This is a genomic window from Burkholderia sp. SRS-W-2-2016, from assembly GCF_001931485.1.
In the GTDB taxonomy this organism is placed as follows: Bacteria; Pseudomonadota; Gammaproteobacteria; order Burkholderiales; family Burkholderiaceae; genus Paraburkholderia.
Map to the genome: position 1 here is coordinate 132252 of NZ_MSDV01000028.1, position 20859 is coordinate 153110.

The 20859-nt window shown below is 63.3% G+C and carries 15 protein-coding genes; 9 read left to right on the plus strand and 6 right to left on the minus strand.

Features of this window, described 5'->3' with window-relative positions; translation table 11 throughout:
- Window positions 1-534: 534 nt before the first annotated feature.
- The gene (locus BTH42_RS14535; RefSeq protein ID WP_075300466.1) at window positions 535-1764 is read left to right on the plus strand and encodes a porin; all 1230 of its coding nucleotides are present in this window, start codon (window positions 535-537) and stop codon (window positions 1762-1764) included.
- An 81-nt stretch (window positions 1765-1845) separates the two neighbouring features.
- On the opposite strand, the gene BTH42_RS14540 is transcribed toward BTH42_RS14535, so the two are convergent.
- On the minus strand, window positions 1846-3063 hold the full coding sequence (locus BTH42_RS14540; protein WP_075300468.1) for an acyl-CoA dehydrogenase family protein: 1218 nt from the start codon (window positions 3061-3063) through the stop codon (window positions 1846-1848).
- Between the two features lie 407 nt (window positions 3064-3470).
- Between BTH42_RS14540 and BTH42_RS14545 the strand changes: the two genes are divergently transcribed.
- The 8 genes from BTH42_RS14545 to yicI all read left to right on the plus strand — a co-directional run bounded on the left by BTH42_RS14545 (window position 3471) and on the right by yicI (window position 14317).
- Entirely contained in the window at window positions 3471-5024 is a 1554-nt protein-coding gene (locus BTH42_RS14545) for an amidase (RefSeq protein WP_083654800.1), read from the plus strand.
- Entirely contained in the window at window positions 5024-6244 is a 1221-nt protein-coding gene (locus BTH42_RS14550) for an acyl-CoA dehydrogenase family protein (RefSeq protein ID WP_075300470.1), read from the plus strand. Before BTH42_RS14545 ends, BTH42_RS14550 begins: the two co-directional genes overlap by 1 nt.
- A 100-nt stretch (window positions 6245-6344) precedes the next feature.
- Window positions 6345-7391, plus strand: a complete 1047-nt coding sequence (locus BTH42_RS14555) for a substrate-binding domain-containing protein (protein ID WP_075300473.1) — start codon at window positions 6345-6347, stop codon at window positions 7389-7391.
- A 291-nt stretch (window positions 7392-7682) separates the two neighbouring features.
- Entirely contained in the window at window positions 7683-8894 is a 1212-nt protein-coding gene (locus BTH42_RS14560) for a sugar ABC transporter substrate-binding protein (protein WP_075300475.1), read from the plus strand.
- Between the two features lie 94 nt (window positions 8895-8988).
- Window positions 8989-9891 carry a carbohydrate ABC transporter permease gene (locus BTH42_RS14565; protein ID WP_075300477.1) on the plus strand — a complete coding sequence of 301 codons (903 nt, stop codon included), beginning with the start codon at window positions 8989-8991 and terminating at the stop codon, window positions 9889-9891.
- 1 nt (window position 9892) lies between these two features.
- The gene (locus BTH42_RS14570; protein ID WP_075300479.1) at window positions 9893-10705 is read left to right on the plus strand and encodes a carbohydrate ABC transporter permease; all 813 of its coding nucleotides are present in this window, start codon (window positions 9893-9895) and stop codon (window positions 10703-10705) included.
- Window positions 10706-10746: 41 nt separating this feature from the next.
- Entirely contained in the window at window positions 10747-11826 is a 1080-nt protein-coding gene (locus BTH42_RS14575; protein ID WP_075300481.1) for an ABC transporter ATP-binding protein, read from the plus strand.
- 166 nt (window positions 11827-11992) lie between these two features.
- Entirely contained in the window at window positions 11993-14317 is a 2325-nt protein-coding gene (gene yicI, locus BTH42_RS14580; protein ID WP_075300483.1) for an alpha-xylosidase, read from the plus strand.
- Between the two features lie 61 nt (window positions 14318-14378).
- Here yicI and BTH42_RS14585 read toward each other — a convergent pair whose 3' ends face one another.
- From BTH42_RS14585 to sbnA, 5 genes are all read right to left on the minus strand, one after another.
- The gene (locus BTH42_RS14585; RefSeq protein WP_075300485.1) at window positions 14379-14981 is read right to left on the minus strand and encodes a LysE family translocator; all 603 of its coding nucleotides are present in this window, start codon (window positions 14979-14981) and stop codon (window positions 14379-14381) included.
- A gap of 107 nt (window positions 14982-15088) precedes the next feature.
- Window positions 15089-16711 (minus strand): carbamoyltransferase C-terminal domain-containing protein, encoded by a 1623-nt coding sequence (locus tag BTH42_RS14590; protein ID WP_075300487.1) that lies wholly within the window; start codon window positions 16709-16711, stop codon window positions 15089-15091.
- A 120-nt stretch (window positions 16712-16831) separates the two neighbouring features.
- Window positions 16832-18769, minus strand: a complete 1938-nt coding sequence (locus BTH42_RS36005) for an FAD/NAD(P)-binding protein (protein ID WP_083654801.1) — start codon at window positions 18767-18769, stop codon at window positions 16832-16834.
- Window positions 18709-19767, minus strand: coding sequence for a 2,3-diaminopropionate biosynthesis protein SbnB (gene sbnB / locus BTH42_RS14600; protein ID WP_256702032.1), 1059 nt, complete (start codon window positions 19765-19767; stop codon window positions 18709-18711). The genes BTH42_RS36005 and sbnB overlap by 61 nt, the downstream gene beginning before the upstream one ends.
- Window positions 19760-20746, minus strand: coding sequence for a 2,3-diaminopropionate biosynthesis protein SbnA (gene sbnA, locus BTH42_RS14605; protein WP_075300493.1), 987 nt, complete (start codon window positions 20744-20746; stop codon window positions 19760-19762). The genes sbnB and sbnA overlap by 8 nt, the downstream gene beginning before the upstream one ends.
- Between the last annotated feature and the right edge of the window lie 113 nt (window positions 20747-20859).

The window sequence follows — 20859 nt, forward strand, 5'->3', positions numbered from 1 at the left end:
TGTATCTGTGCTTCGGCCGCAACGCGGCGGCCTGCGAGAAGAGTTGTCGGGCACGCGGCGTCGCCCGTGCAGCGCTTACGATAAAGGCGCAACTGCGCTAATAGAACCAATGGTTAGGCATATGCAAAGCATGTGGCGGACGAAGGCGATTTCTTTTCACGCAACGCAAACGCCCGTTGCGTATTTCATCTGTTGCACACGCACGACATTTCCCACGCGGCGCACGCCGAGCGCCTTACCAATGCATACGAACAGCGCGATTTCACGCGTTGTGACAGCCACCACGACGACTGATCCGACGGCACCGCCAGTACGAATCAATTAAGGATTGAAAATGTATTGCCGGTACTCGCCACTATTGCCAATCGATTGGCGCGACAGCGTTTCTTCGCAATAAATCGCCGAAATCGATATCGGTTTTGATTGTTTGTTTCGCCATTCGGATCTGCTTATCGTTCACGCCGGCTGCGACAGATATCGCTCCATTCCCTCCGTCACTTCTCCGGACTCATACCGGCAAAGATTCGAACACCTATGAAAAAACTGCTTTTCGCTTTCAGCATTTCTTCCCTGATGATCGGCACGGCAAGCGCTCAAAGCAGCGTCACGCTGTATGGGATCGTGACCGGCAACGTCACTTACGTGAACAATGCGCAAACCGCTGCGACCTCCGCATCCGGCCGGCCGCGCGGCGGCGCGCAGGTGGGCGTGTTCGACAACGGCACGTCGGGGCTTTCGTCGAGCCGATGGGGCCTGAAAGGCACCGAGGATCTGGGCAATCAGGTCAACGCGATCTTCGCGCTCGAAGGCGGCTTCAGCATTGCCAATGGCTCGCTCGGGCAAGGCGGCGCGCTATTCGGCCGCCAGGCGTACGTCGGTGTCACCGCACCGCGATACGGCACCTTCACGTTAGGCCGCCAGGGCGACGCGCAGATAGAACTCGTGTCGCCGCTGATCTACGCATGGTATTGGGGCAATCTGTCGATCCACCCCGCCGACTACAACAATCTGAACTTCACGCACCGTATCAACAACTCGCTCAAGTATCTGTCCGACACCTACGGGGGCTTGCGCTTCGCCGGCCTATACAGCCTCGGCGGCGTGGCCGGCAATGTCACGCAGAACCAGTACTGGTCACTCGGCGCGAGTTATACCGGCGGATCGTTCGCGCTCGCCGCATCGATTCTGAATGCGCGCAATCCGAATACGTCGCTGTACGGCACCAACCCGAATGCGAGCAGCACCGGCAATAACCTCGGCTCCGCCGGCTCGGCCAGCGCCGCCGAATCGAATCCGGCGATCGCGGGCTTCGCGTCGGCCAATACGCAGCAGACCGTGTCGGTCGCAGGCACCTATACGGCGGGCAGCGCGGTCTTCGGCCTCGCGTATTCGAATACCCAATACCGCGGGCTCGGCGCGAATCCGGCGCTCAATACGCTGAACTACAGCGGCACCGCGGTGCTCGGCACGATCAGCGCGAGCCTGCGTTATCAGGCGACGGCGTTCCTGCGCTTCGGCACTTCGTTCGACTACACGTCGGGCGGCAGCGTGAACGGCAAGGAAGGCGCGAAGTACGAGCAGGTCAATCTCGGCGCCGCGTATTCGCTGTCGAAAGCGACCGACCTTTATGTGACCGGCGCGTTCCAGCACGCGAGCGGCACCGATTCACTCGGGCGTCCGGCGGTCGCGGCGATCGGCTACCTGACGCCGTCCGCGACGAACCGGCAGGTCGCCGTGTCGGCGGGCATCAAGCACACGTTCTAAAACGAAACATCCCGATCCGGCGACGGATCGGGATGTCTTTTGCCGCACACGCTACGACGCTTCAGAGCAGCCGCCCGCCGTTCAGAACACGCGCCCTTCGGTCAGATGCGTGGTCACACCGTTCAACTCGTAATCGCCGATCACCCGCGCTTTGTGCAGCAACGGATTGTGGCTGAAGATCGTGCGCAGATTGCGCCAGTGACGGTCGAAGTTATGCGCGCGCCCGGTTGCCGACGCGCCGCCGATCTCGAACAGACGCTCGCCCGCGTGCAGCGCGAGCTTGCTGACCACCAGCTGCGTCTTGGCCGTTGTCAGCGCGCCTTCGAGCACGCGGTTCTCGGCGTCCGCCGCGCCGCTGTGGATCGCCTGCGCCGAGCGGTCGAGGGTGCGCGCGTTGCTGGCGATCAGCGCATCGATGGAGAGGCTGTGCGCGGCCAGCTCGCCGACCACCTGCTGCACGAAGCCGTCTTCGCGCGCGGACGGCGCGGGACTGTGCAGCACCGGCCGGCCGTATTGCGTGACGTAGCGGCGCGCATCGGCGACGATGTTGCGCACGATCCCCGCCGCCACCGACACCAGATGCAATTGCCGCACCGCGCTGCCATGGCGGCCGGCGAGGCTCGTATAGCCGCGCGTGGCGACTTCGTCGGCGAACACCTGGACGTTTTCCAGCACGAGGCTGCCGCTCGCCGTCATGCGCTGGCCCATCCCGTCCCAGTCGTCGAGCACGCTCAGGCCTGCGCGCGACACCGGAATCACGATCGACACTTTTTCGTCGTTCTCGTCCTGCACGTTGATGCGCGCATAGTCGGAAAACGCAGTGCCGGTCGAATAGTATTTCCTGCCCGTCACGCGAAAGTGCTCGCCGTCGCGCACCAGCTTCGTGACGATCTCGCCCGGGCGCGACGTACCGAGTTCGGTCGACGCGCCGCCGAAAATCGCGCCGTCGCGAATCCGTTCGATCTGCCGGTCATTGAACGCGGAACGCGGCGACAACAACAATTGCTCGGTCAGGTCGTAGTGAATCCGCAATGCGTGCGCGACATTCGATTCATGCGCGGCGAGCGTGGCGATCACCTGAAACAGATCTTCGAGCGAACCGCCAAGGCCTCCCCATTCGAGCGGAAAGCGCAGCACGCTCAGGCGCGATTCGCGAAACAGGCCAAAACGGTCGAACGGCAACTCGCGCCGCACTTCACGCTGCGCGGCGTCTTCGCCGATGGCCTGCGCGAGCGCCGGCAGCGCGGCGAGCGCCGCGTCCAGTTGTGCGCGCACCGGATTGTGTTGTGAGACCTGCATGCATCGAGTCCTTGTAAATACGCGCGGATCGTCGCGGATCCGGCAGTTCGGAAAATCGAACCGGCAGGCGCGCAGCGCGCGTGCCGAAGTGACGGATCAGTATAGGGACCGGCTCGCGCACGCAAAACCAGTGAATCGAGCTATTTATATGCGTGATTCTGAAATGCGCGTCGGCGGGCATTCGCGAATAGTCAGGAATCCATTTCAATCGTTTGCGCTCGCACCGTCATGCAGCTGGCTGCTCGAAGCGAATTACTTAGCATGATTCGTTGGTTGGCGATCCGGATAGCGCCGTGATCTACTCGATCTCCACAACGGCATGTGCAAGCTGACTCAGCGCATCGACCGACGGCCGGCGCATTGCCGCCACAACTCCGGCGTTTCCTGACTCCCTCGCTATCGCTCCTATGACCGCCATTCCCGACACTGCCACTGCCACCGACACTGCGATTGCCACAGACGCGCCAGCCCTACTCGACACGCTCACGTTCGCGAGCGCCCGGGAGCAAGCCCGCGCGCTCGCCAATGGCCGCGTCTCGGCGGTCGATCTGCTCGAACATCTGCTGGCGCGGATAAATCACTTCGATGGCGCGCTGAACGCGCTCGCGGTGCGCGACGTCGAGGGCGCACGCCGCGCCGCGCGCGAGGCCGACGCGGCGCTCGCGCGCGGTCAGCGCAAGCCGCTGCTCGGCGTACCGATCACGGTCAAGGAATCGTTCGATGTCGCCGGACTGGTGACGAGCGGCGGCGATCCGCGCCACGCGCAGAACCGCGCCACCAGCGATGCACTCGCGGTCGCCGCGTTACGCGAGGCGGGCGCGGTGATCGTCGGCAAATCGAACGTGCCGCTCGCCAACGCCGATCTGGAGAGCTACAACGACGTGTACGGCGTGACCCGCAATCCGTGGGATCCGGCGCGCTCGCCGGGCGGCTCGTCCGGCGGTTCGGCCGCGGCGCTGGCGGCAGGCTACGTCGCACTCGAACTCGGCTCGGACATCGGCGGATCGATTCGGATCCCTGCGCATTTCACCGGCGTATTCGGACACAAGCCGAGCTATGGAATCGTCCCGATGCGCGGCACCGGCGCACCGGGCGGCCGGATCGCCGACCGCGACCTGAGCGTCGCCGGGCCGCTCGCCCGCAGCGCGCTCGATCTCGAACTCGCGCTGGATCTGCTCGTCAATCGCGAACCGCTCGCCGCCAAAGGGTGGCGTCTGACGCTGCCGCCGGCGCGGCAAACCGCGCTGCGAGCGTTCCGCGTACTGGTGCTCGACGCATGGCCGGGCACCGAAGCGAGTCTGTCGGAACGCTGGGTGGTCGAACGCCTGGTCGAACGGCTGCGCGCGCAGGGCACCCGGGTTACCCGCGCAGCCGATTTGCCGGAGGGCCTGTTGCCGGACCTGAGCGTCTCGCACGCGTTGTTCAGAACACTCTCCGGCTCCTCGCTGGCGGAGCCGCCGCCGTTGAGCCCGCGGTCGCTCAAGCAGCTCGACGCACTGCATCCCGACGACCACAGCGCGCGAGCCGCGCATCTGCGCGCGCCGGCCTTGTCCCATCGCGAATGGCTCAAGGCCAACGAACAGCGCTACGTGCTGCGTCACGCGTGGGAAAAGCTGTTCGCCGAATTCGACGTGGTGGTGACCCCGGTCGCGCCGACGCCCGCGTTCGAACATGGCCATCAGGTACCGAAAGACGAACGCAGCTATCCGGTCGCTTATGCGGACGGTGTGCGCGACGTACCGTTTTTCGAGCTGTTTTATTGGGCCGGCCTGCCGGTATTGCCTGGCCTGCCCGCGACGAGCTTCCCGCTCGGCCTCGGCGACGACGGTCTGCCGGTCAGCGCGCAAGCGGTCGGCGCGTATCTGGAAGATCGCACCACGATCGCGTTCGCGCATGCGTTCGAAACCGCCTATGGCGGCTTCGTCGCGCCGCCGGCCTTTGCCGCCTCGGTGAGCGCGTGATGACGACAGTTCAAACATTCGAAGCGACGCACGACGCGTCGCGGATTACCGCATGGAGCCAGCGGGCTGCCGCGCTCGCTCGCGAGTTCGAGCAACTCGCCCCACATCACGATCGCACCGGCGAGGCGCCGGCCGCGCAGTTCGACGCATTGCAGAACGCGGATCTGCTCAGGCTGGTGGTCGCGACGGCGGACGGCGGCCACGGCGCCGGGCTCGCCGCCGCCAGCGCGGTGGTGCGCGAGATCGCCTATGGCGATCCGTCTGTGGCGCTGATCCTCGCAATGCACTACAGCCAGCACGCGGCGATCGTTCATGCCGAGCGCGAGGGGCGCGACGAGTGGCCGTCGCATCTCGCGCGCCGGCTTTCCCGCTCCGCCGCGACCGGTCCGGCGCTCCTGAACGCCGCGCAGGTCGAACCCGGGCTCGGCTCGCCGTCGCACGGCGGGCTGCCGGATACGATCGCGCGGCGCGATGGCGACTACTGGCGCGTGTCGGGCCACAAGCTGTATGTGACCGGCTCGACACTGCTGTCATGGATCAGCGTGCTGGCCCGCACCGACGAAGCCGAACCGCGCCTCGGCCAGTTCCTGATTCCGCGAGATGCGCCCGGCGTGCGCATCGTCGAGACATGGGATCCGCTCGGCATGCGCGCCAGCATCAGCCACGACGTGCTATTGAGCGACGTCGCCGTGCCGCTAGCCGACGTGGTGGCGCTGAAGCCGGCGGCACTCGGCTTGCAGCGCAATCCGCATAGCACGGCCTGGTATTTCACGCTGATCGCCGGCGTCTACGATGGCGCCGCGCGCGCGGCGCGGGACTGGCTGGTACGGTTTCTCAACGAGAGGCGGCCCAATTCGCTCGGCGGCGTCCCGCTCGCCGGTCTGCCGACGATCCAGCAGAGCGTCGGCGAGCTGGAACTGCTGCTGCAAACCAGCGACTGGCTGCTGAAGAGTTCGAGCGCCGCGCTGGACCACGGCAGCGCGCCGGATTCGCTTGCCGGCACCGTCAAGCAGACGGTGATCGACAATGCAATCAAAGCGGTCGATATTGCACTGGAACTAGCGGGCAATCATGGACTCGCACGGGCCAATGCGCTGGAGCGGCACCATCGCAACGTGCTGTGCAGCCAGATCCATGCACCGTCGAACCGGCTACTGAGCGGCAACACCGGTCGCGCGATCCTGACCGGCTGGCAACCGCGCCCGGCCGCACGGGATTGACCGTCGTGAAATCGGTGCCGCGAATATCCGCAATCACCCCCAGCATCCGCGCGCCAGTTTGATAAGCTTGGCCGGATTTCATTTCCGGCCAGACCAGCGCATGGGTATCCGACAACTCGCGAGCGAACTCAATCTTTCCGTCTCGACCATCTCGCGCGCGCTGAACGACAGCGACGAAGTCAGCGCCGAAACCCGCGAGCGGGTGCGCGCCGCCGCGTTGCGGCACGGCTACGCGCCGAGCAAATCGGCCGAGAGCCTGCGCAAGGGGCGGCTCGACATCGTCGGACTGATGCTGCCGATGCGCCGCGAAGAGGAGAAGTACACGCTCGGCGTGTTCATGAAGCTCGCCGACGGCCTGCAATCGGTGCTCGCGCAGCATGGGATGGACCTCGTCATGTATGCGAGCGAGTCATGGGACGACGAATTCGCGCGCTTGCGGCGCATCGTCGACCGGCGTCACGTGGACGGCGTGATCCTCGCCGGCACCCGCCATCACGACGAGCGGCTCTACTATGTGGCGAGCCGCAATTTCCCGTTCGTCGCGTTGGGCCGCAGCGAATCGGGCGGCCAGCATCCGTGGCTCGACCTCGATTTCGAATCGGCCGCCGAAGCGGGCGTCGCGCGGCTGGCGGCGCTCGGCCATCGGCGCATTGGTCTCGGCATTCCCGATAACGATGCGATGCAGGCGCACGTCTATCTGCGCGCATGGCGCCGGGCGATGTCGCGCCACGGCCTCGCCGCGCCCGACGACTACGTGCGGCGCAACCAGTTGTCCGAGCGCGGCGGCTATCTGATCACCGAAGAACTGCTGCAACTCGCGCAAGCGCCGAGCGCGCTGATGTTCCAGAGCGACTGCATGGCGAACGGCGCGTACCGCAAGCTGTACGAACTCGGCAAGACGCCCGGGCGCGATCTGGCGATCTCGGGCGGCGTGCTGGCCGGCGAACTGTCGGAATACCTCGCGCCCCGTCTGACCGGCTTCACGTTCGATGCTTATGCACTCGGTCAGCACCTCGCGAAAGCGTTGCTCGCGCAATTCCCCGATCTGGCCGACACCTATCGCGCCGCGCTCGAACCGGGGCTGTGGCCGCTGACGCTGCGTGAGCGCGACAGCGATGCCGCGGTGTTCGAGGCTGGCGACGGCTGAGCGTCACGCCCCGCACCGTCCTCTACACACGACCAGCTCCCTCCCCCCGCATTAACCCCATTGCGGAATCCGGCAACACGCATTGCGATATTTGCCGGCGCCTTGACACGCCATTCGCCGCAAGCAAATATCACCCCGTTCCGGAAACGTTTCCGGAAACTCGCCGGATGACTGCGCTGCACGGTGTTCACCGATGCAAAAACGCTCAACGACAGTTCCAACGCCGGCCCGATAAATAACCCGAACAAACCTGAGACAAGCGTGGCGGCATCGCGCGAAAACGGAGACAGCATGAAGAAGCTACGCGCCGCGTCCGCGGCATTCGGCCTGGCCCTGTCGCTTTCCTGCACCGTATTGCACGCGGCCACGCTGTCCGTGTGGGCCGTCGACGAGCCGGACAACTACACCGAGAAGATGGCGCAGGAGTTCGCCAAACTTCATCCGGACGTTCATCTGCAGATCCGCAAGGTCGGCTTCGCGGCGCTCAACGACGAAACGATGCGCGCGGTCATGTCCGGCAGCACGCCGGACGTCGTGCCGATCGACAACCCGAATACCGCGATGTTCGCATCGAAGAACGCGCTGCTCGATCTTTCGCCGTACCTGGCGAAGTCGAAAGTAATCGACACGAAGCAGATCTTCCCCGGCCCGCTGAAGAACGCGAGCTGGAACGGCAAGGTGTACGCGATTCCGCGCGGCACCAACACGCTCGCGCTGTACTACAACGAGGACATGTTCAAGGCGGCCGGGCTCGATCCGAACCGTCCGCCGCAAACCTGGGACGAGTTGTACGCGGACGCGAAGAAGCTGACCGACGCGCAGCACAACGTCTACGGTCTCGCGTTTTCCGCGATCAATAACGAAGAAGGCGTGTTCCAGTTCCTGCCGTTCATTCAGGCGACCGGCGCCGACTGGGATCGTCTGAACGATCCGGGCGCGGCGCGCGCGGCGGCGTTCTGGCAGAAGCTGATGGACGCGAAGGTTGCGTCGCCCGATACGCTCACGCACACCCAGTCCGAAGCGGCGGCGACTTTTGTCAACGGCAATGCGGCGATGAATATCGACGGCCCGTGGGAACTGAACGCGGTCGAAAAAGGCGCGAAGTTCAAGTGGCGCGTCGCGCTGCTGCCGACCGAAAAGGCCGGCGGCGCACGCGCGTCCGCACTCGGCGAGCAGAACCACGCGATTCTGCGCAGCGCGAAAAATCCGGATACCGCATTCCAGTTCCTCGAATACATGTACTCGCAACGCGGGCGCGACTGGAACGAGTTCGGGATGCTGCCGCCGTCGAAAGACACCGACACGCAGAATCCGAAATGGCCGCAAGCGTATAAGGCCTTCAACGAGCAGATGGAATACGCGCGCGCACGCGGTCCGAACCCGCAATGGCCGAAAGTCTCGAAGGCCATTTCCGACGCGATGCAATCGGTGCTCACGCATCAGGCCGCCCCGGCCCAGGCGATGAACACCGCCGGTCAGACCGTGCAGGGCATCGCCCACTAGCCACCGTTTCAGCACGCACCTCGCCGCGCGCGGCTGCGCCGGAGCCTCTCGGAGGGTCCGGCCGGCCGCTGTCGTCCCCGCCGGATCAAACGCCATGAACACACTACTGAGCCGCCTGCCGCGCGCGCATGCCTTCGAGGTTTCGCTGGCCGTCTTCGCGCTGCTGTATCTGCTGGTATTCGCGGGCTTGCCGCTGATCTACAACATCGTGCTGTCGTTCCAGCAGGTCGATCTGATGGCGCCGGCCACATTGCTGCGGCCGTTCGTCGGGCTCGCCAATTACCGCGATGTATTCGGCCGGCCGGAAGCGCGTCAGGTACTCGTCAATACGGTGTTGTTCGTCGGCCTTTCGCTGACGTTCCAGGTGGTGATCGGCTTTCTGCTCGCGCTGCTGTTCGCGCAGGATTTTCCGTTCGCGAGCGTGATGCGCGGCCTGTTTCTCGCCGGCTGGATCATGCCGGGGCTGGTAGTCGGCGTGATCTGGAAGCTGATTTTCGCGGGCGATTACGGTGTGCTCAATCATGTGCTGATGCGGCTGCATCTGCTGCACGACAAGATTTTCTGGCTGTCGGACCCGGCGTGGTCGCTGTATGCGGTGATCCTCGCGAACGTCTGGCTCGGCGTTCCGTTCAACATGCTGTTGCTGTCGGTCGGACTCGCGGCGATTCCGAAGGACCTGTATGAAGCGGCCGAACTCGACGGCGCGAATCCGCTGCAACGCTTCACCGGCATCACCCTGCCGATGATGAAAGCGACGCTCGGCGCGGTGATCGCTCTCGGCGCGATCATGACGATGCAGCAGTTCGATCTGATCGCCGCATTGACTCAGGGCGGTCCCGCGAATTCATCGCAGGTCGCGCAGTTCTGGTCGTGGCAGTTGTCGCTGCAAACCTTCGAGGTGTCGGCGGGCTCCGCGGTCGCGACGCTGATGCTGATCCTCGTGCTGATCGTCGCGGTGATCTACGTGCGCTCCACACGCAACGAAAGGATGGTCTGACATGAAGCGCTACGTGCTGTTCGTGATCGCGCTGTGCGCGACGGCGCTTTATATGTTTCCGCTGTACTGGATGTACATCACCGTATTCAAGAGCGCGAGCGAGATGTTCCAGTATCCGCCGACGTTCTGGCCGCAGCATCCAGCCTCGCAGCTGTGGCAGGTATTCACCGAACGCGGGATGGGCAACTTCCTGTGGAATTCGCTGGTGACCGCGAGCGGCACCGTCGCGGTCACGGTATTCGTCGGCACCGGCGCGGCCTACGCGCTCGCGTTCGTGCAGAACCGCTGGACCAGCGGCGCGATCTTCGCGGTGCTGATCTTGCAGGCATTGCCGTCGAGCCTGATGGTTACGCCGATCTTCACCGCGTTCAAAAGCCTCGGCCTGCTCGAAACGCCGCGTCTCGCGGTGGTGATCGCGCAGATCACCAAAACGCTGCCGTTCTATATCGTGCTGTGCCGGCCGAGCTTCGTGCAGGTGCCGCGCGAGTTGCGCGACGCGGCGCTCGTCGATGGCGCGTCGCCGATGCGGGCTTTTTTCAGCGTGATTCTGCCGCTCGCGGTCAACGGCATTCTGGTGTCGGCGATCCTCGTGTTCCTGCAATCGTTCGGCGAATACGTGTACGCCCGCTCGCTGATTCTCGACGACCAGTATCAGACCGCGACCGTCGGTTTGTCCGCGTTCGTCGGCGCAACCAAGATCGACTGGATCGGGATCATGAGTTACTCGGCGATCTTCGTCACGCCGGTGCTGATCGCTTTCATGCTGCTGCAACGCAGGATCGTCGCCGGTCTCACCGCCGGCGCGCTCAAGTAACGCAACCGTTTTTGCCGGCGCACGCCGGCCGGAGAACCGCTGTGGATCGTATTCAGATCGAGCGTCTGAGCAAGAGTTACGGACCCGTGCAGGTGTTGAAGGACATCGACATCCGCGTGCCCGAAGGCGCGTTCGTCGCGCTGATCGGGCCGTCGGGCTGCGGCAAGTCGACCTTGCTGCGCACCATCGCCGGTCTCGAACGGAGCACCGGCGGCACGCTGCGCATCGACGGCCAGGTCGTCAACGACGTGCCGCCGCGCAAGCGCGACGTCGCGATGGTGTTCCAGAGCTATGCGCTGTATCCGCATATGAACATCGAGAAGAACATGTCGTATTCGTTGCGCCTGCGGCGCAGTGCGCCGCAAGCGATCCGCGAATGCATCGACGGCGTCGCCCATACGCTCGGCTTAGCGCATCTGCTGGAGCGGATGCCGCGGCAGTTGTCCGGCGGCCAGCGGCAGCGCGTCGCGATGGGGCGCGCGATCGTACGCAATCCGAAGGTGTTTCTGTTCGACGAGCCGCTGTCGAATCTCGATGCCGCGCTGCGCGTGCATATGCGCTCCGAAATCCGCAAGCTGCACGAGCGGCTCCACGCGACCTCGGTGTACGTGACGCACGATCAGATCGAGGCGATGACGATGGCCGATCACATCGTCGTGCTGCGCGCGGGCCAGGTCGAACAACAGGGCGCGCCGCTGAGCCTGTATCACCGGCCTGCGAATAAGTTCGTCGCGGGCTTTATCGGCTCGCCGTCGATGAATTTCATCGAAGCTGAGATTGCTGCCGACGGGTGCAGCGCGCAGTTCGGTGGCGCCCTGAAGCAAACGCTCGCGCTGGGCCGCACGTTGCAGCCGGGCACCGCGGTGTGGCTCGGTCTGCGGCCCGAACATCTGCGTTTGCAACGCGATGAGCACGATGCACGCGGTTTGCGCGCGCTGGTCGACGGCGTCGAGACCACGGGTTCGATGAGCTTCGCGTCGCTGCGGCTCGATGGCGTCGATGCGACGGTGCTGGTCTCGCACGGTGGCGTGTCCGATCTGCGCAGCGGCGACGCGGTGCGCGTCGAGATCGCCGCCGAGCATGTCCACGTGTTCGACCGCACCAGCGAGCGAGCGCTATAGAAGCTATTTCGTAACGTTAGGCACCGTTAGAACGGCGCTGGCCTACCCGGCGCTTCAAACAGCAACCGAACCCGCACCACGCCGCGCATCCTGCGTGCCGCGTGCGGGGATTTCTTTGTCGTTCGCTTCGAGATAAGCGAACCCACCCCGCGATGAGAACCCTGGTATGAAAATCAGCGACGGCAACTGGTTGATCCGCGACGGCCTGGACGTGCTGTACTCGGCGGCCCTGCATAGCGTCGAGGCGCGCGGCGACGAACTGCTCGTGCATGCGGCGCCGCGCGACGTATCGAGCCGCGAACGCCAGCTCGATACGGGACTGCTGACATGGCGGTTCTTTTCGCCGCAAAGCGGCGTGATCGGCGTGACCCTCGAGCATTTTCGCGGCACCCGCGAGATCGGCCCGCATTTCGCGCTGACCCGCGAGAACGTGCAGGTACAGATCAGCAACACGGCCGACGAAGCAAGCCTGACCAGCGGTTCGCTCACCGTGCGGATCGCCAGAAGCGGCGACTTCGCGGTCGATTTTCTGCGCGACGGCCAACGCATCACCGGCAGCGGTTTTCGCGCCGCCGGTCATCTGAACGATGCGAATCAGCGCGACGCGCCGTTCATGTTCGAGCGGCTCGATCTCGGCGTCGGCGAAAACGTTTATGGACTCGGCGAGCGCTTCACCGCGTTCGTCAAGAACGGCCAGGTGGTCGAAAGCTGGAATCGCGACGGCGGCACCGGCACCGAACAGGCATACAAGAACGTGCCGTTCTATCTGACCAATCGCGGTTATGGCGTGCTGGTCAATCACCCGGAGAACGTTTCGTTCGAGGTGGCGAGCGAGAAAGTCGCGAAGGTGCAATTCAGCGTCGCCGGAGAAAAGCTCGAGTACTACGTGATCGACGGCCCCACGCCGAAACAGGTACTCGACCGCTTCACGCGTCTGACCGGCCGCCCCGCTTTGCCGCCCGCGTGGTCGTTCGGTCTGTGGCTGACCACGTCGTTCACGACCAGTTACGACGAAGCGACAGTCAATCATTTCATCGACGGGATGGCGGAGCGCGGTATTCCGTTGCACGTCTTCCATTTCGACTGCTTCTGGATGAAGGCTTTCCACTGGTGCGACTTCGAATGGAACCGCGAGACCTTTCCCGATCCACGCGGGATGCTCGCGCGACTGAAAGCGCGCGGCCTGAAGATCTGTCTGTGGATCAATCCGTATATCGCGCAACCGTCGCCGCTCTTTGCCGAGGGGATGGAGAAAGGCTATCTGCTGCGCAAGCCGAACGGCGACGTGTGGCAATGGAACCGCTGGCAACCGGGGCAAGGGATCGTCGACTTCACCAATCCGGCCGCCGCGCAATGGTACGCGGGGCACTTACGGCGTCTGCTGGACATGGGCGTGGACTGCTTCAAGACCGATTTCGGCGAGCGGATTCCGACCGACGTCGTCTATCACGACGGCTCCGATCCGCAGAAGATGCACAACTTCTACAGCTACCAGTACAACAAGGTAGTGTTCGACGTGTTGCGCGAAGCGCGCGGCGAAGGCGAAGCGGTCGTGTTCGCGCGCTCCGGCACGGTCGGCAGCCAGCAGTTGCCGGTGCATTGGGGCGGCGATTGCAGCGCGACTTACGAATCGATGGCGGAGACGCTGCGCGGCGGGCTATCGCTGGGGCTGAGCGGGTTCGGTTTCTGGAGTCACGATATCGGCGGCTTCGAACATACCGCGCCGGCGGACGTGTATAAGCGCTGGTGCGCGTTCGGCCTGTTGTCGAGCCATAGCCGGCTGCATGGCAGCAAGTCGTATCGGGTGCCCTGGCTGTTCGACGATGAAGCGGTCGACGTGGTGCGCCACTTCACCGAATGGAAATCGCGCCTGATGCCGTATCTGTTCGACGCCGCGTTCGACGCGACCGAATCCGGTACGCCGATGCTGCGCGCGATGCTGCTGGAGTTTCCGGACGACCCCGCCTGCGATTATCTGGACCGGCAGTATCTGCTCGGCGACGCGCTGCTGGTCGCGCCGGTGTTCAATGCGATCGGTGAGGTGGATTTCTATCTGCCGCCGGGACGCTGGACGCATCTATTCAGCGGTGAAGTGCGCGACGGTGGACGCTGGCTGCGCGAGCGGCACGATTTCATGAGCCTGCCGCTCTATGTGCGGCCTAATACGCTAATGGCGCTCGGCACTGAAAATCAGCGACCGGATTACGACTACACGACCGGCAGCGAACTGCATCTGTTCGAACTCGGCGACGGCGAAACGGCTATGGCGACGTTGCGGGATTTGAGCGGAGCCGCCGTTACGCAAGTGAGCGTAAGTCGTCAAGGTAGCACTCTGCGTATTAGCGGCGAGCGCATACAGGGTCCGTTGCGGCTGGTGTTGCGGCAATGGCGGAGCTTGCGCGATGCGAGCAGGTTGGCGGTGGAAGAAAGTGAACTGGGGGTCAGCGTTACTCTGCCCGCCGGAGATGTGGAAGTTGCCGTGAAAGTTTGAAGAGTCAGCGAAACGCGGCATCGAGCCGCGTTTCGCTACCCTTTCTCCAGCGGAAACAGCGCTACTCCGAAATCGCCAGCAGCACCGCCACCAGCACCATGCAGACGCCGAAGACAATGCCCTGAATCTTCATCGACTGCTCGCTTTTGACGCGATCGAAAATGACTTGCCCGCCATAAATCCACGGCAGATGGCACAGCACGCACAGGATCGTGAATACGACCGATATCTGTAAGACCTGCACATAAAGCGGCACGGTGGGCGTCAGGAACTGGGAGAACAGCACGAAGATCATCGAGTGGATCTTCGGGTTCAGCGACACCGACAGGAAGCCATCCAGCGCGGTCAGTTTCCTGATGTCCTGCTGCTCTTTCAGCGACGAAGATCTGAAAAATCCGTACGCGAGGTACAGCGTGTAGAGAATGCCCGCCCACTTCAGCACCATGCGCAGATGCGGATACTCGATCAGTACGCGGCTCAACCCGAAGCCATATACGAGGCACCAGAACAGATTCGCCAGTTCGAAGCCGGCCAGAAACGGCAGCGTGCCGCGTACGCCGAACTTCCCGCCCGCGGTCGCAAGTACGGTGTTGCCCGGTCCCGGGCTGATAATCATTGGTACGGAAAAGCCCAGAATGAGCATCCACACTTCAAGCGCTATCATTGTTTTCTCTGTGTGTCACGCGTGTTTAATCAAGCGTGTTTAAATATGCGCCGCCGGACACCACGATCTCAACCCGAACCGTGGCGTCCGATGTCTCCGATCCCTACCTACGCCGCAACCGCCGCAGTCGCGTCCAGCGCCGTGCTGCGCAGCGTACCGAACGCACGCCCCTGCGCCAGATAGAAGCGGTCATTGACCACGAAGCCATCCAGCTCACGATCCCGGCAGTACTCCGCAAGATCGCTCGTGCGATTGATGAATCCCCGCCCGTTGAAGTTCAGCGACGTATTGCACAGCACGCCATAACCGGTCTGCTGCTTGAATGCCTTCAGCAGGTCGTAAAGCTCCGGCGTCGATCCACGCGAAACCGTCTGCACGCGCGCGCTGCCGTCGACATGAGTAATCGCCTTCAGCGACTCGTCACGCACGCGGCTGAAATGCAGCATGTAGGGGGACGGACGCTCGCGGCCGAACAGCGCGGCCGCGTCTTCTTCGAGGCACAGCGGTGCGATCGGACGGTAGTCTTCGCGATTCTTGATCCGGTTCAGTCGCGTTGTCGTCTCGACGCTGAACGGCGCGGCGAGAATCGAGCGGTGCCCAAGCGCGCGCGGACCGATTTCGTAGCGCCCCTGTACCCATGCAACGACGTTGCCGGACTCGATAAACTGCGCGAGCGCGCCCAGGTCGAGCGGATACTCGGAGAAGCCGTCCGGAACGCCGGCGACGTCTTCCTGAAACTCGTCTCCGGCATAGACGCTCCATTCGATCTTCGCGTCGCCGGTCAGAAAGTGCTGTGCGTCGATCGCCGTGCCGATCGCCGAACCCGAATCGTTCGGACACGGCGGCACGAATACGCTCTCGAACAGACCCGACTCCTCCCAACTCGTGTTCCAGTCGCAATTCAGTCCGCAGCCGCCGGAAATCAGCAACGGATATCCCTTGGTCAGGTGTTGCCGCGCGAAGGTATGAAAGCGCTCGAACAACTCGTCGCTGAACTTGCCCGCAAGATTCTTGAATGCGGTCGATGCCACCCCGACGTTATAGAACGGACTCCAGTCATAAGAGTCCTTCGGCCGCCCGAGCAGCAGACCATCGGCGCCGAGGATCGTGTCGATCAGCTTCTTCTCGTCCGCGCTCGCCGGCGCCCGGTCGGAATAGGCGGCCAGCGCCATCAGCTTGCCGGCGTCCTCGTAGCGGAAATGCCCCTTGATAGGCGGAAAACCCGGGTCGCCGATCATGAATAGCGACGAGTACTTATTGCCCGGATCGGTCAGCACCCGGCCAATGTGATGAACCACGACGTCGGCATCGATCTCGTAGAAATCGCCGATATTGCCTTCCCACACGAGGCAGTAAACCGGTTCGCCCTGCGAATAGGGCGACATCCCATATGCGCCGAGAATGTGCGAGCGCTCGTGAGTCGACGAAAATACCGTGACCTCCTTGCCCATGAAGTTCTGGCTTCGATGCCGAACGCCGGACTTGTCCCATCCGTAGTACCCGGCCTCGGTCTGCCGCTCGACCGAGTGAAAGCCCTTCACCCAGCCGCTGATCGCGATTGCGTCCGGAATCCGGTCGAGCCGCTGCGCCGCCAACGTGACGAGTTCGGGCGTGATGCGGTCGTAGCGTGGAAAAGAATCCTTTTCCGCCTCCAGTGAAAACAGGAGTTTGCCGTTATCGATTGCGGCGAGCGTACCGTCGTGACCGCCCTTGAATGAAAGAATCAGCATTTCTTATTGGCCTCTCGTCGTAAAAGTTTTGTCGTGTGATGTATCGAAATACCGTGCAGCGGAAACGTCAGCGCGCCGCCTCGTGTATCCCGTCAAGCAGTTCTTTCAATCGGCGCACTCTCATGCCGCCTCGCCACACGCGGCGGCCTGCGTCCGATCGAGACCGAGGCATTCCCACACCGCCTGATGCGCGTCAGACAACGCGCGCGAATAGGCGCCGCCCGAAGGCACGTAATGGTTGTAGTAAGTGGCGCCCTCCACGGCCGGCCCCAGAATCCAGAGACCGCCAACGGGCGCGCCGTGCGCATCGAGTGGATGACCGCCTGCGTCGATCGCGATGCCGGACAGCGCCGCTTCAGGATCGACCGGTTGCAGCAGTCCCGCGTCGGCCATCGAAGCAATGGGTTGCCGGCCCGGTTCGTCGAGACCGCTTGCGGCGATCCGCGCGACGATGTGCCGGTCCAGCCACACCGGCTTCTCGCCCGGCTGACCGGATGCCAGCTCGAAGCGTTCGGTGTTCTCTCGCCATACCGGTCCGCTACCGTCGACCCGCACGATCTCCACAATGCCGGCATCCATCAACGCCAGAAGTTCTTCATGACGCTCTTTCTGCGGTCCCGCGACCAGGCGATTCACGAGCGCCGCATACCGGCCGTAAAAGACCTGTCGGGATGAACGCGTCAGGCCGCCATGATCGACAGCCGCGCGAAGCACATCGCGCAAATCGCGCCAGACTTCGAGTGCCGCCTTCAGCGGGCTCGCCGGCACACCCAGCCGCCCTTCCTCAAGGTCCGCCTCGATAAACGCGCGAACCCAACGCACATAGTCCGCGCCGGACAGCGACTCCGGCACCTCGGTCAGCAGATATTCGTCCGGGTCGTACGCGCCGTAGCGTGCCGCGAGCGCGGCGAATGCGCCTTCAACGGTGCCGAGCGAATACGCCACGGCCAGTGCATCGGCAACGGCTTGTGCTCGCCGCTCATCGTCACGCGTCACGCAGGCGAGATAAAACGCCGCACGCATCTCGTCGCGCATCAACGGCAGCAGATCGCGCTCGAAATCCAATTGACCGGCGGGCGCGTGGGCGCGGAGTTCGCCCAGCGTTTGCGCGCCGATGAATATCGGCCGATGCCGACGCGTGTTGGTTGCGGCGACCGGACGCACGCGAAACGGGATCCCGCTCCTGGAGAAGAGGACAACGTGAGGCTCACGGCCCGAGACTTGATAACGGACCGCGTTGTCGGCGCCGCGCTCGAATCGTCCGCCTCGCCCCTGCGTGAGCGCCGCAACGACATCCATCGCCGCCAGCCCGAGACCTTCCACGCCGACCGTCTCGTTCGGCCCAACGTTCTTTAGTGCGGACGGCAGCGGATAGGGATCGACGACTGTCCGGTCGCTGGTGTCGCGGTCGCGCAAACGTGCTGCGTGACCGACGGTCAGAAACACACGGTCTGCGTGCTCCGTCGCGCCCGCGGAAGTACGCAGCACGAAGCCGTCGTTTACGGCGTCACGCGTGACGCTGACCACCGGCTGACGATAAAAGACCAGCGTCAGATTCGACGGCAGATCTTTCGCGATTTCGCTGTAGAACCAGCTCAAGTACTCGCCCAGAATTCGCCGCGGCAGAAAATCGGTCGGCTCGACCGGCCGGCCGCCAGCGCTGCATGGCAATCCATCCGTGCCAATCCGAAGCCCGCGGTCGCGGCACCATTCATACAGATTCGGGCCGGTGCGCTCATCGGGCGCGTTGATCGCGGCGGTGTCGGGGAACATGCTCAATTGCCCCGCAATGGTATTGAGCAGCAGATAGTCGGGCTGGCAAGTTCCGTGCGCACCTGTGCCCAATTCGCCGGGCTCGAAAATGCAGACCCGGACCTCGCGCCCTCGCAGATGACGCGAGAGCGTAATCAGACGTTCGAGCACGCTCAGACCACGCGAACCGAGACCGATAATGCCGACGTTCAAACGCGGCACCCGCTTGCCGAATTGAGCGACAGCTACCATCGCGACGTCTCCCCGAAAAAGCCCGGAACGTCGATCGCGAGACCACGCGCGCATGCCTTGTCGTAGACGCGCCGGCCCAACGCCAGATCGAGAATGCCCATTCCGAACGGCGAAAACACCGCTGGCCTCGTCGAATCGCGCTTGATCTCGCCTCGTATCAGTGCGGCAAGCGTGCCGCCGACGAAGCGGCGGTCGCCGCACAATTTTTCCGCGAGATGCGGCGACGTTTCCGCCTTCAGACAATGATCGACATCGTCGAACACGTTGAAGGCCGAAAGAATGAGTTCCGGTGCGAGATCGCGCAGCGAGATGTTGAGAATCGTCTGCCGCGGCGAGAAACCCTGCGGCCTATGAACATACGGCGATGACGCGTTCGTCGCGAACACAACCACGTCCGCGTTCAGTGCGTCCTCCAGGCTGTCCGCAATCGCAACCTTCGTATTGCGCACCCGCATCCTCACGTGTGCGCCCAGCGCGACAGCCGAAGCCGAGTCCGTATCGTGGACGAGGACTTCGTCGAACGTCCACCCGTCCGCCTCGAACATGTCATAGATATTGCGTGCGATCACGCCGGCCCCGACGAACGCAACGGTTCCAGCGGTACGCCGGCATCCGTTGAGCCAGTACGCACCCAGCACCGCGGAGGCCGCGGTACGCACCGCGCTGATTATTGCTCCCTCGATGCAGGCAAACGGATAGCCGGTTGCCGGATCGTTCAGCAGCAATACCGCGGAAGCGCGCGGCAATCCCCTGTCGACGTTTTGCGGAAAGCTGGCGATCCACTTGATGCCCGCCACCCGAATATCCGCACCGATCGACGCCGGCAGCGCGATGATGCGATCGCGCGGCGCGTCCGGGAACCGCAGAAAATAGCTGTCCGGATTGACCGTCTGTCGATCGTGATGCGCCAGATAGGCGGCCTGAACATCGTCGAGCGCCGCCGCGGCGTGCTCCGCCAATACCGCTTTGACAGCGGTTCCCGGAATGACCTTGAAGTCAAACATGACTACCCCGTATATCAGTGAAAGATTGGCCTCGGTGAACTCATGCAAGCGCTCTACTCGGCGCGCTATGGTTCAGAGGCAGCGACCATTGGGGTATGGCGCCGAAACGGCTGGCCACCCATTCGTCGTCGTAGACGGTGTCGAGATAGCGTTCGCCCATATCGGGCGAGATCGCGACCACGACCGCGTCGGCGGGGATACGGTCTTGCCAGGCGATTACGCCGGCCAGCACGGTGCCGGTCGATCCGCCGGCAAGAATGCCGTTCGAGCGCGCGAGGAACCGGCACATCGCAATCGTGTCGATCTCGCGAACCATTTCGAGCGCGTGAATACCGTCCGCGCAGAAGATCTCCGGACGGCGGCTGGTTCCGAGTCCGGGAATATGCCGCGGCCCCGAATTGCCGCCGAACGTGACTGATCCCACCGCATCGACGGCAATGATTTTTGTGGCGGGCCGATACTGCGTGAAATACTCCACACAACCCATCAGCGTGCCCGTCGTACCCGCGCCGACAAATAAATAATCAATGGATTCAAAAGCCTCTGCTATAGCAGGAGCTGTCGCGTGAAAGTGCGCGCGGGGATTCTGCGGATTCGCGTATTGATTCAGCCACAGATAATTAGCATTTCGCGAAATCGCGTCGTGAATATATGCGATCCGAGTACCGAGAAAGCCGCCGTTGGCATCGCGCCGATCGACCACGACGACCTCCGCGCCCAGCGCCTTCATGACCTTCACATTGCTGGGCGACGCATTCGGATCGACGACACAGACGAAGCGGTAACCACGTTCCGCGCAGATCACACTCAACGCCACGCCCAGACTGCCCGACGACGATTCGATCAGGACCGTCTGCGGCCCGATGCGCCCTTGCGTCTCGAGATCGTCCACCATCCCGAGAGCAGTCTTCATCTTGATGGACCCGGCCGCATTGAATGCCTCGAGTTTCATGTATAACGCATCGAAACCGAGGTGCTCGACTTTGACGAAATTGCGATCGTTAACGATTCTTGAAATAGCAGTCACGCAGGTCTCCAAATTTCAATCGAGCAAAATGAAAACAAAATAGATAGTGGCCCCTCTTTCTGGAGCAGCTATTAGATCTAATTCCATTGCGGTGCATTGCAAAGTGTTCTCAC